Raw genomic sequence first — 12537 nt, 5'->3', positions numbered from 1 at the left:
AATCACAGCTCTGGAGCTGACTGGATACGTAAAGGGTGATGAGCATGTTCACCAGGCGCGCACTGCTTGCTGGTTTGGCGGCGGTGGCTTTGGCTTCAGCGGTCACCCTTGGCGGGTTCGGGGTCGACGCCCCTGCGAGCACCGCCCAACCGTGGGGGCCGCACTGCTGGTGGCCCGATAGCACGTGGAACCCCGCGTGTGGCCAGATGCACCCCGATGGGCCGTGGATGGGCGAAGGGCATCACGGCCCCGGCATGGGCCACGGGCACGGCCCGGGCATGGGCCACGGACCATGGGGACCCGCCGGTTGGTAGGGGCACCGCGCCGCAGGGATTTCGCCGCAGGCAACTTTGGTGGGGCTCAGTCGTAGATGACGTCCAGCCCTCGTCGTTTTAGATCCTCAAGGCCTTCACGCATCGCCTGAATCTGCTCGTCGGTATGTCCGGTCCAGTCGGTGATCTCACCGACGACGCGCACGGGTTCGCGGGTGCGGTACGAGCGGGTCGGGTTGCCCGGCAGCTTCTTGTCCGTCACGTTCGGATCGTCTTCCAGAGCGCCCAGCGGTTCGACGATGTAGACGCGGCCTCGACCGTCGCCCTTGGCCAGCTCGGCTCCCCACACAGCCGCGTCCAATGTCTGCGTCACGTAGACGTGGTTCATCACGCGGCCTTCCTCGTAGTTCGAGAAGCGGCCGGGTACGAGCAGATCGCCCACGGAGAGGTCTGCATTGGTGCCGTGCAGGTATGCGCCGGACTCGTGCACTTCGAAGGGCGTCGGCGGACTCGACACGTGGACCTCCATCCCTCGGGTTGGTTGGCCGCAAGATTGTGCCGCGCCAAGGGGGTCTTGCCGCAAGCCCCCCACCTATCCATATAGTGAGGTGGGGAAGGGTGTCTGGTCTCCGCTGTCCTCGCCCTCGGCTCGGTCGTGCCGCTACCTGGGCAGGCAGACCGACTAGGATCGGAGTCATGCCGGAACCGAAGCCCGGCGCGGATGGCGATGCTGTTCTGCTTGGCGATCGCCGACAGCCAAGTAAGGGTGAGCGCCAACGCCGCGCCATCCTGGACTGCCTACCCGAGCTTCTGGCGAAGCGTCCCATCAGCGAGCTCAGCGTCAGTGAGATCGCGTCGGCGGCCGGTGTGCTGCGCTCGGGCTTCTACTTCTACTTCGAGTCGAAGTACACGGCACTGGCGGTGGTCACCTCTGAGATCTGGTCTGAGTTCATGGACCGCGCGCGTTTCTTCGCGCGCGCCGCCGACGAGTCTCCGGCCGAGTTCATCGCCAGGACGGCCGGCATCGCGCTCGACCTGTGGCGCGATCACGAGGGTGTGCTGATGGCGTCGGTACAGGCCATCCCCCTCGACGAGCAGTTGGCCGATCTTTGGCAGGAATGGATTCTGCGACTCGCCGAGGTCCTGACCAAGCAGGTGTTGAAAGACCAGGATGAGGGCTTGGCCCGTCCGGTCTCCCCTGATGTGCCTGCGCTCATCTCGACGCTTCTCGAGATGACCATGCACATCTTCTACATGAACCGCCTGCGGCGGCGAAACACGCAGCAGATCGCGAAGATTCGCGAAATGGTGCAATCGATCTGGCTTGCGTCCGCGTGGGGAATCACCGATCCGCCATCTGCGGCTCTGGAACGGTGGTACGTCGTCGTCCTCGATGATCAGCACCAGCACCGCTGTGCCATCGGGGCACCGCACCAGCGCAACCTACAAACTTCATCCGGTGTAGGTACTCAAATTCCGTCTCGTATCGGGGGTTCTCTGACCTACCCCTCTTCGGTTGCCTCACGTGGTTCTGTCTCACGAACCGATCATTTTCTAGCGACCCTGGTGTGCCTGGCTGCTGCTTGAACAACTTGCACGCGGGAGGAAAGGCCCAGCTTGCTGTACACGTGGGTGAGGTGGGTTTGCGCGGTGCGCGGTGAGATGAAGAGCCGCGCGGCGATCTCCTTGTTCGACAGCCCCTCGGTGAGGAGTCGGACGACGTCGAGTTCGGCGGGGGTCAGCGATTCCCAGCCGGAGGTGGGACGCTTACGCTCGCCGCGGCCGCGTTGGGCGTAGGCGATCGCCTCATGGGAGCTCAGCGACTCACCGTCGGACCATGCTTGATCAAAAACGTTCTCCCCCAACGTGTCACGTAGATACGCGGCGGTCTGGTCATAGGAGTCGTTGAACACCGGACAGCGAGCTTCGTGGGTTTGGCGCCGGATGCCGTGTGCGGCTCCGAGCAGGCGCGCCGCCCGCTGCGGGTCATCGTCGGCCGTCGCCGCAAGGCATTCCAGTGCTTCTGGCACCGCCAGAACCGAGCCGCACGCGGCGGCGACTGCGAGCGCCTCATGGGCGTCGCGTTCGGCTTGGGCGGGCTCACCCTGTGCGATCGCCACCCGCGCGCGTGTGGCCAACGCCATCACTCGGGGTGCACCGACGGTATCGGTGACGGTCTGATCGGCCCAGCGCCGCGCAGCGGCCAGGTCGCCGCAGCCGAGGGCCGCCTGCGACATCGGAATGATGGCGCGCAGCACCGCAGAGTTGCGCATCTGGCTGCGCGGATGGTTTCTCGTGGTGGTTGCAGCGTCTTCGCAGTGCCGGCGCGCTGCGGCCGGGTCGCCGTGCCCGAGTGCCGCATGGGCTAATGTCGCGCAGCTGAACGGCTGCACACTAGCTACGTCGGAGACGACGCCCATCGAGACGGATGCAGCCGAATGACCGGCATCGAAATCCCCCGTGTAAATGCACCCCATGCAGATGTCGCTCCAGCCGAGAGCCTCCATGACGAAGTCATCATCGCCACGAGCCTCGTCGACCACATCCTGTCCCATGCCGATGGTCTCGTCCGGCCGTCCAAGCCACGCGATCGCCGCGCCCAGGAACACGCGGCAGAAGCGTGACATGAAGCGGTCGCCGAGTTGATCTGCCAATCGCCAGCCTTCCTCGGCGGCGGCCCGTGACTGCTCGGGAAGTCCTGTGAAATGGAGCAGGGTGTAACTGAGATAGCTCAGCAGTTCCATCAGCCAGACGGGATCTCCGCAGTCCCGCGCGAGGGCGAGCGCCTCCTCGAAATATCGCGCCGCGGCCTCACGGTCCGCTGAGAAGGTGATTCCGCAGGTGTACAGAATCCGCGAAGTAAGGCGGTCATCACCGAGGATGCGTGCGGCCGCGAGCGCCTCCTCGGCTCGGGAAGCGCTGGCCGGGACATCCCGCCACGCCGCCAGCTGAGCCTGGTCAACGACAGCTTCAATCCAGATCTCCGCCGGCACCTCCCCGGTCTGGAAGCGGTGGTCGCTGAAGACAGCCTCAAACCCTGCGATCCCTTCGCCGGAGCGACCACGGCGTCCCCAGAATTGCTGCAACGTCGATACCATCGTCAACGCGGTGGCGAAGTCGGCGTTCTCGCAACTCCACGCGAACGCCGCACGCAGGTTATCCAACTCTGTTTGTGCCCAGGGAACCAACGGCAAGCCGTCGCCATCCATCTCGGCGTGCAGGCGCTTCGCCGTGGTCGCGTAGTGATCGCGTTGGCGGTTGCGCACCGTGTCGGCTTCGCCGGAGGCGGCGAGCTTTTCCATGCTGTATTGGCGCACGGTTTCCAGTAGGCGATAGCGCATCCTCTCGCCAGAGTCGTCGGCCACGACCAGTGACTTCTCCACCAGCAGGCCCAGTACATCAATCAGCTGGGCGCGTTCGGCGTCGGTGTCGGCACATACCGCCTCAGCAGCATCGAGATCGAAGCCATCGGCGAATACAGCCAAGCGACGCAATAGGATTCGCTCGGTCTCGGTGAGCAACGAGTGCGACCAGTCGATGGAGGCGGACAGGGTCTGCTGGCGACGCACCGCGGTGCGGGCTCCTCCGGTCAGCAGCCGAAAGCTGCTGCGCAGGCTGTCGAGAATCTGGTTGATCGACAGTGTCCGAGTGCGCGCGGCAGCGAGCTCGATCGCCAACGGCATCCCGTCCAGGCGCCGGCAGATCTCAATGACCGTCCTGCGCTGTTCCGGTGTTGGGGAAAGGCCCGGCCGCACACGTTGGGCGCGGTCGACGAACAATGCGACGGCATCGTCGTCGATCGACAGCGACGGGACCGACCACGTCAGCTCCCCGGCGATACCCAAGGGCTCGCGGCTCGTTGCGAAGACCGTGACCCGACGGCCGGCCTGCAGGATGTCCATCACCAGCTGGCTGCACGCCTCAAGCAGATGCTCGCAATTGTCCAGCAGGACCAGCACTTTGCGGTCCCTCACAAATTCCTGGATCGTCTCCCTCGTCGTACGGCCCGGCTGTTCGGTCAGCTCCAGCGCACAGGCGACCGTGACCGGCACGAGCGCGGGATTGTTGATGGGCGCCAGGTCGACGAAGAACACGTTCCCGTCGTACTCGGGTTCAGTAGCCGCCGCGACGCGGATCGCCAGCCGGGTCTTGCCAGCCCCGCCCGCCCCGGTCAAGGTCACCATTCTGTTGTCCCGCAACAACTCTGCGACAAGGGCGACCTGTTCGGCGCGTCCGACGAAACTGGTCAGCTCGGCCGGAAGCCGTGACTGACGGGGCGCGGTCGCCACCCGCAACGGCGGAAAGTCGCCACGCAGATCGGGGTGATTGAGTTGCAGCACCCGCTCGGGGCGCGGCAGATCGCGTAGCGAATGCGAACCCAGATCGGCCAGCCAGGCGCCGTCGGGTAGCCGGTCGAGCACCATCGCTTCGGCCGCCCCCGACAGTACGGTCTGCCCGCCGTGGGCCAGATCGCGCAGCCGCGCCGTGCGGTTGATCGTCGGTCCGGCGTAGTTGGCGTCGTCGCGCAACTGGATCTCGCCGGTGTGGACACCGATCCGCAGCTTGATCGGGCCCAGATCGGCCCGCTGCAGCGCCAGGGCGCATGCCACCGCGTCACTGGCTTTGGCGAAGGCCGCCACGAAGCTGTCGCCTTCGCCCTGCTCCAGCGGCCGTACCCCGCCGTGGCGAGGCACGACCTCCGAAACCACCGTGTTCAGCCGGGCGAGCGACGCAGCCATCACCTGCGGCTGAGTCTCCCACAACCGGGTCGAGCCCTCGACGTCAGCCAGCAGCAGCGTCACCGTGCCGGTCGGCAACTCGCTCACGGCCAGATCACCCCAGTTCAGCGCACAATCTCCGCGTGGTTGTTCATGCTAGCCAGCATTCCGACCATCAGTAGGCACAACATCAGCACAACCGCGTAGATCCGTCGGCCAGCGGTACGTAGCCGCCCAGAGGTACGACCTTGCGGGCTGGCGATCTACGCGGTCCGGCGGATCTTCTTCCTGCCTGCCGGGGCGCAGAGTCGAAAGCAGCCAACTTCAAGGGAGGACCTCATGACCACCGCCACCACACGGCCGGCAAGCGTGTTCGACGCCGACCTGCCAGTGCTGGACTACCGCGACCTCAGCGACCCAACCGAGGCCCATGCCCGTCTGGCCAGCGCACGCACCCAGTCGGTTTTCGGGCTGGGCCCCTACGGCCCGGAGATCCTCCGCTATGCCGAGGTCCGCGCCGTCTTGCGCGATTCCCGGTTCATCAACCCGCCGGCCTTGGGTTTGGACACCCAGGGCATGACGTCTGGGCCGTTATGGGAGCGCGCCACGGCCAGCATCCTCGCCATCGACGGGGCCGCCCATACCCGGTTGCGTCGACTGGTCGCCAAGGCCTTTTCTCCCCGAGCGGTCGCCCGCATGCAAGGCTTGGTTCAGCAGACCGCCGTCGGGCTGGTCGAGGCCTTAGCGGCCGCTGGATCCGGGGACATCGTCACCGACCTCTCCCATCCCTACCCCACCCCGATCATCTGCGCGCTGCTCGGAGCCCCGCCCCGGGACTGGCACCTTTTCTCCGGCTGGGCTGACGCGATCATGAAGATCTTCGACTGGAATATCGAGCACGACGGCCCGGTAATCAAAGCTGCTTGGGAAGAACTCGACGACTACCTCGACGCCATGGTCGGCGAACGCCGCTCCACGTTGACCGACGATCTCATCTCCGAATTGATCCGCGCCGAAGACGATGGCGATCGCCTCACCCACAGCGAACTGTTGATGCTCGCGGGATCGTTGTTGGCCGCCGGCACCGACACCACCCGCAACCAACTCGCCGCCGCCGTCGAAGCCCTAGTCGACCGACCTGACCAATGGGAACTCTTGGCCAGCCGACCCGACCTTTCCGGGCGGGCCGTTGAGGAATTGGTGCGCTACGCTCCGGCGGTGTTCGGGGCGATGCGCTACGCCACCGAAGACGTAGACATCGCTGGAGTCACCATCCCCGCCGGCACCCTGGTGTTCGCCAACACCGCTGCCGCCAACCGCGACCCCGTCATCTTCGATCACCCCGAGCGCCTCGACATCACCCGCCACAACCCCAGTCCCATACTGACTTTCGGCGGCGGCACCCACTACTGCCTCGGGGCGCATCTGGCCCGCCTGGAACTCACCGAAGCCCTCCACGCCCTCACCACGCGCTGTCCTCGGCTGCACCGCACCGGAGCATCACCGTGGAAGAAACTCACCGGCGTCACAGGACCCACCACGCTGCCGGTCACCGCGGCACCGGGGGCACGACCGCGAGAACGTTAGGCTTGCCCGACCCATACCCACTCCCGCGATCCCAATCGGCACGAGGAAATTAGGTGTGGTGACGAAACCAGAAGTGGGAACCTGCGGGTGTCATTGCCGCCGCGGTCGTGTAGGTTCTCACGTTCGGCTGCATCTGCCCACGCCGCTGACCTGGAGGTATTCAGTTTGTCTCACGACGGAGGCGGCGCCGTTTGTCTCACGAAACGCTTCATTTCCTACGAGAGTGCGGCAACTGCGGACTTACGCCTGGTCAGCGCGCTTCATTGAGGTCGTACCGCCACGCGCGCAGCGACCTGATCGCGGACTTGGCTGTAGACGTCGACGTTGATAGTTGGGGCCACCCACAGTGAGACTGCTACGGCGAAGTCCACAGCGCGTCCACCGAGTCCGCCAGCTTGTTCATAGCACTTCACCCGAATGTTCATATCGCTTCCTTGCCCCGAAGCGAATGTCTTTTCCAGTTCCCACGTTTGGTGCTGTACGGTAGCTGCGCCGCGAGTGGTAACTGCCGATGGATGGCCAGCTGGCTTACCAAGCGTCGGTATGGCACCGCCTGGTGTGACGAAAGATAAACTTGCGCAACGGTACTGGCGGCTGCGCCAGTTGACTGGCGTAAGCCAGGCAAGGGTCGCATCGATCCGTTTTGTCTCACGAACATTAAGCCCGTCAGGCAATGGAAACAACAGCTCTTGCTCCTCTGCTGCGCCAATCGAGCCAAGGTAGAGGATCACTGCCTCGTTACTCGCACATCCGTCAGCATAGTCCCGTGATACGACGCCATTTCCGATGGCGATCTCCGGGGATAGAGGGTCATAGGCCAGATCGGGCGGCCACGCAGTGCCATGCACCAGCAATGCCTTTATCGCCGCCGCTCGCTGGCGGCGAGTTAGGGGGGTTCTCGCCGTGATTTCCTCGACGACATCGTGAAGGCGTGCGGCCTGCCGCGATACTAATGCTGCGGCAAAACTTGTTCCTGCTACGTGTGTTTCATTGAGCCCCGGTGGAGTCGCCACCTTGAGCCCAGGGCCGAGAGCCGAGAGGCCACGTAGCGTGATCACTTCTTGGGCTGTTGCACCGTCAACATAAAACGCACGACCACCCCGGGCCAGTACGTCCGGCTTGACGCTGCGCCGGTATCCGCTTCCCGTCGCGGTCACGGGGCTGATACTCGGGTATCCGTCCGTCGGGTCGACGAGGTAACCCTGCGCGACTGCGTTCGAATCATCGTCGTGAGTGGCTCCCACAGTGATTGCGTTGACAGATTCCGCCGGAGCAAGCAGTCTCCGCTCATTCTGTCGACGATCGATCGCTTCCAGCAGTACCTGACGTCGGTTAGTTCCCGCCGCTCCCGTGAGATCGGCTGACACCATTGGACTTAGTGTCAGCTTGCCATGGTTTCCTGCGGAAATTACGACGAGAACACCGTACTCGTAGCTCAGCCAGTCGAGAATGCGTGCCCAGGAAGACAGGACGGTCTCGAAGGGCACTGCGGGGTCACCTACTGAGATGTTGACGATAGCAACGGCGGGTGCCGCGGCGGGACCGCTCGGGCCGTCCTCGAACAACTCCCGGAATACCCGCCACATCAGATCTGGTACCAGCTCGTTGGATGGCAATTCCTCTGTCCGATCGGCTGTTTCGTCCGATGGAACCAGCACCGGGCGAACTAACACAGGCCGAGCCGCCGGGACCTGCTTCGAGCCACGGTCGCCCCACACAGCGATAGAAGCTGTCCAAGTTCCGTGGCGGCGTTCGCCGACCGTCGCCAACTGGGTGAGATCGTCTGGGTCATAGACAGTTACACGATCACGTAGCAGGACGTGATTCGCCATGGGCACGCCGTCAAGAAGGCAAAGAACGGGATCACCACCAGGCAGCGGATCGTCGATCTCCTCAGATATCTCGATCGAGGGACCGACTATCGGCAGCGCCTGCCCCGTGATTCGCAGGTACATCACGTTGGCGGAACGAACTAAGCGGACACCATCAAAGTTGCCTGCTGCCAGTTCGCGCAACAGCGCGGTCGGGACCTCGCACTTGAGCCCATGAAATCCAATCTGATCGATGACCGCAACTGCGGCGACTCGCCCACCCGCCTGCTCGACCAGAGCCACGACCTCCCGCTGGCTCTTGTCGCGTGCAGCGGGACTGCGGCGATACCAAAGCTCGATCTCGACTGAGTGGAGGCGGTCGTCGATTCGGCCTTCGAAGTATAAGTGGCTCGCTCAGGTCGATCAACAGCTCTTGACACCAGAGAAGGTGCAGCACAGCAGATTTAACCTGCTGGATTGGCTCCCCTGGCAGACACTTGAGCGCGTCAGCGAGTGGTGAGCCGTCGAGATTCTTCTCCCGTACTTGTGCGAGGAGTTCCCGGCGGAATAGCCAGTCGCGGCGGTATCCTGCCAGGAAGCGGATGTTCTCCAATTCAACCGCGTCGGGCTCGGTCGCGACTTCGTAGCGCCAACCGCGCGCCTCAACGAGTTCGCGAGTCCACGCGAATGTGAAAGCCACTTTCGGATCTGCCAGGCGGCGAGCGGGTTTCACATCTACGACCACGGGGCCGGTGTCCGTGATTAGTAAGAAGTCCGGTATGTGCTTGCGCGGCTTACGTTCAACCGAAGCTCGAAGCAGGAATGGTTGGGCAACGATCTCTCGCACACTTACGTCGAAATCGGCAAAATTAAGCGCGCCAACTCCAGTCGCGATTCGTAGACGACGTGACTTCCGAGAGTGCTCGACCAGTAGGTCCCGAGTAATGCTTCTGCCCGCGGTACCACCTGAAGGTTCGCCACGGCGTCGCGCTTGCAAGTTCGTCGACCCCCGCCGCAGCCCACTCTCGTGCCACATCACACAGGTCGTCGGCACGCCGGTATGAGACGGAGACACCTGACGCCTTGAGTCCAGTGTGGCCCACGGCAATCACCTCGGCCCTGCAATCGGATCAGACTGCTTCGGTGACCTGATCGTCACATGGCCATCTACGCACGCTCGGGATTGAACAACCCGCGTGTCTCACGAACTTGGCGGATTCGCCAACACTCCGCCATCACTCGTGAGATTCCGCCACGATCCGTGAGAACCTACAGGTCGCGTTATGCCTTGGCCATGTTGGTGAATCGTGACAAATGCAGTTGGTGCGCAACAGTAATCGTCTTCGTCGGACCATTACGGTGTTTGCCGATAATCAGGTCCGCTTCGCCGCCTCGCGGGTCGTCGCGCTCGAACGCGTCCGGACGGTGCAAAAGGATGACCATATCCGCATCTTGTTCGAGGCTATTATGCACGCTGATTAGATTGGCGACGAAGTTGTGTGTGCCGCTTACGGTTCCGTCGTACACGTCGTGCTCACCAATGCTCGTGATCTCAACGATGGAATCCCAGAACACGTCATTGGTTGCGAGATCGTGTAACTCACGGTGGTCCAGCAATGCGGGCGCTCGATGTAACCGGCCGCGGCTCGGTGCATGCTTCCACATCGTCGACCCGCAGAACTTCGTGCCCATTGCCGCCGCGAAGGCTCGGTGTGACATCGTCTGATCCGCCAATCCGGCCCTCACGACATCCCACACCTCCTTGGGCACCGTATCTAGATTGGTATTGCGGCTGATTCCTTCGAGGTTAGCGAGCACTTCGCGTGCTGTGAGCCACTTTTCGCCGTTGACGTCGACGTTGCGGAGGAACCGCATCTGGTTTTCAGCGCCGTAGATGTAGAGGTGCCAGGAGTCGCGATAGCCGGCCTTCTTGGTACGTTTGATGCGGCCGAAGACGCCGACCCGCAGCAGAAGTTGGCTTACATCATCGACGAGTCGTCGGCTTGTCGATGCATAGTAGATCCGCGCCTGCTTGTGTTTCGCGTCCCAGTGAACACATCCGTCAGTCGCCCACAGATGGTGCAGAAACAGTGCCACCTGATCATTCGGTGCCGCGAAAATCGCCTGCGGCACCAACTTTTCGTGGCTCCGCTTGCTGAACAACCCGAGTCCGTCCAGCCATGCGGCGATCGGATTTCGCTTGCCGTGGGTCACGTGGTATGGCGCCGGCAACCGAAGCGTGGTCACCCGCGCCGCAGGGTATTCGTTGCGAATGGCCGTCACTCCGAAGTGCCGTGCCGCCTTCGTCACCGCAAGAAGGTTTTCCTCGTCGATGCTTGCGTAGCGGATCGGCTGATTCTTCACGCACGAACCGTCGCCGATCATGTGCGCCAGCAGGATCACTTCGGAGTCGTCCATCCGCTGCGTCTGCACCGGTTCGGGCACCCGTCGCGGCACCGCCACGCGGTCACCGGCTTTCAGCTCACCCAACGGCATCCAGCCATCCAACGTCATGAACGGGTGGTTCGCCGTCGCCTCGACCTCGCGTCCCGACGCGAGCCGCACCTTGAACACTTCTTTGTGCCCGCTGTAGAACACGTTGGTCATCGGCCGTGCGACCATGCGCTTGCGCTCATCCAGCGACCACACCAACGGCCGCTCGCCCGTGCGCATCAACTCCCCGAAGGTCACCTCGGCACCGGTGTCCGCCCGCAGGATTCGCGTGTTGGCCGTCAGACATCCCGACTCGCGAAGATCCGAGATCATCGGCTTCTTGTCAGTGCGCTGTTCCGGGCCGCGGTTCAGCTGGCTGATCGCGACCACCGGGACGTCGAGCTCTTTGGCCATCAGCTTCAGGCTTCGCGAGAAGTCCGACACTTCTTGCTGTCGGGACTCGTACTTCTTGCCCGACGTCATCAGCTGCATGTAATCGACGACGATCAGCTTCAGCCCGGCCCGCTGCGAGAGCCGACGCGCCTTGGCGCGGATCTCCATCATGGTCAGGTTCGGCGAATCGTCGATATATAAAGGCGCTTCGCTGATTTCGCTCATCCGCCGCGCGAGCCGAGTCCAGTCATCGTCGCTCATCCGGCCCGACCGCATGTCGGCCAGTTTGATCTTCGCCTCCGCCGACAGCAGCCGCATCACGATTTCTGACCGACTCATTTCCAGGCTGAAGATGATGCTGGCCATTTGGTTCTTGATCGAACACGATCGCAGGAAGTCCAGGCCCAGCGTCGATTTCCCCACGCCCGGCCTGGCCGCGATGATGATCATCTGGCCCGGATGCAGACCGTTGGTGACCTCGTCGAGTTCGAAGAAGCCCGTCGGCACCCCGCGGGCCAGACCGCCCTGCGAGGCGATCGCGTCGATCTCGTCCATCGTCGGCTGCAGCAGGTCCTCGAGCGGCACGAAGTCCTCGGCCATTCGCCGTTCGGTGACGTCGTAGATCTCGGACTGGGCGCGGTCCACGATCTCGGCGACGTCGGCGCCCTCCGCGCCGGCATAGCCGTACTGCACCACCCGCGTGCCGGCCTCCACGAGGCGACGCAGCAGCGCCTTCTCCGCCACGATGCCCGCGTAGTAGCCCGCGTTGGCCGCCGTCGGCACCGTCGATATCAACGTGTGCAGATACGGCGCTCCGCCGATCCGGCGCAACAACCCGCGCCGATCCAGCTCCGCGGCCACCGTCACCGCATCGGCGGGCTCACCGCGGCCGTAGAGGTCCAGGACCGCGTCGTAGATGTTCTGGTGGGCGGGCCGGTAGAAGTCGCCCGGACGCAGCCGCTCCAGCACGTCGGCGATGGCGTCCTTGCTCAGCAGCATGCCCCCGAGCACTGCCTGTTCGGCAGCTGCGTCCTGGGGAGGTTGACGGCCGAAGTCTTCGCTCGGCGGCGGCACATCCATGCCCGAATGTCCGAGGTCGTCTACAACAGCCACCTAGCGCTGCACCTCCCCTCGCCCGACGCTCGAACTCACATTCGATACCTGGTACCGCAACCGTAGGACCGCCCTCCGACAAAATTTCGCCGTGTCCCCGCCGGGACTGCCCCGCGACGGCTCACGCTAGACGTTGCTGGAGGGAAGGCAAAGGGGGGCTGTTCATAGACCTGTGCATGGCGTGTGGATAGCTCGCTTTCCCCATGTTGA

7 protein-coding genes and 1 pseudogene are annotated in these 12537 nt (G+C 63.6%); 3 read left to right on the top strand and 5 right to left on the bottom strand.

Going from position 1 to position 12537, the window contains the following annotated elements:
- Positions 1–44 precede the first annotated feature (44 nt).
- Positions 45–314, top strand: a complete 270-nt coding sequence (locus G6N28_RS11480; protein ID WP_163896470.1) for a hypothetical protein — start codon at positions 45–47, stop codon at positions 312–314.
- A 46-nt stretch (positions 315–360) separates the two neighbouring features.
- Here the strand turns inward: G6N28_RS11480 and arr are convergent, their stop codons facing one another.
- Complete coding sequence (arr, locus tag G6N28_RS11475; protein ID WP_179962059.1) at positions 361–801, bottom strand: NAD(+)--rifampin ADP-ribosyltransferase; 441 nt, start codon at positions 799–801, stop codon at positions 361–363.
- A 167-nt stretch (positions 802–968) separates the two neighbouring features.
- Here arr and G6N28_RS11470 point away from each other — a divergent pair, with 167 nt between their 5' ends.
- Positions 969–1859 (top strand): TetR/AcrR family transcriptional regulator, encoded by an 891-nt coding sequence (locus tag G6N28_RS11470; protein WP_163900358.1) that lies wholly within the window; start codon positions 969–971, stop codon positions 1857–1859.
- Here G6N28_RS11470 and G6N28_RS11465 read toward each other — a convergent pair.
- Positions 1820–5098: a LuxR family transcriptional regulator gene (locus G6N28_RS11465; protein ID WP_163900356.1), complete on the bottom strand. Its 3279-nt coding sequence runs from the start codon at positions 5096–5098 to the stop codon at positions 1820–1822. The two genes, G6N28_RS11470 and G6N28_RS11465, sit on opposite strands and share 40 nt — an antisense overlap.
- Before the next feature lie 231 nt (positions 5099–5329).
- Between G6N28_RS11465 and G6N28_RS11460 the strand changes: the two genes are divergently transcribed.
- The gene (locus tag G6N28_RS11460; protein ID WP_163900354.1) at positions 5330–6577 is read left to right on the top strand and encodes a cytochrome P450; all 1248 of its coding nucleotides are present in this window, start codon (positions 5330–5332) and stop codon (positions 6575–6577) included.
- Between the two features lie 260 nt (positions 6578–6837).
- Here G6N28_RS11460 and G6N28_RS11455 read toward each other — a convergent pair whose 3' ends face one another.
- The 3 genes and pseudogenes from G6N28_RS11455 to G6N28_RS11445 form a co-directional block, all read right to left on the bottom strand.
- Positions 6838–8691 carry a S8 family peptidase gene (locus G6N28_RS11455; RefSeq protein WP_235674540.1) on the bottom strand — a complete coding sequence of 618 codons (1854 nt, stop codon included), beginning with the start codon at positions 8689–8691 and terminating at the stop codon, positions 6838–6840.
- Between the two features lie 160 nt (positions 8692–8851).
- Positions 8852–9424 (bottom strand): annotated as a pseudogene (locus G6N28_RS11450) (TnsA-like heteromeric transposase endonuclease subunit); the annotation flags it as partial.
- A 245-nt stretch (positions 9425–9669) separates the two neighbouring features.
- Positions 9670–12327: a replicative DNA helicase gene (locus G6N28_RS11445; protein ID WP_163900352.1), complete on the bottom strand. Its 2658-nt coding sequence runs from the start codon at positions 12325–12327 to the stop codon at positions 9670–9672.
- Between the last annotated feature and the right edge of the window lie 210 nt (positions 12328–12537).

The organism is Mycolicibacterium pulveris (assembly GCF_010725725.1).
In the GTDB taxonomy this organism is placed as follows: Bacteria; Actinomycetota; Actinomycetes; order Mycobacteriales; family Mycobacteriaceae; genus Mycobacterium; species Mycobacterium pulveris.
Note: the sequence above shows the minus strand (reverse complement) of the source record. Positions and strands in the feature narration are given on the sequence as shown.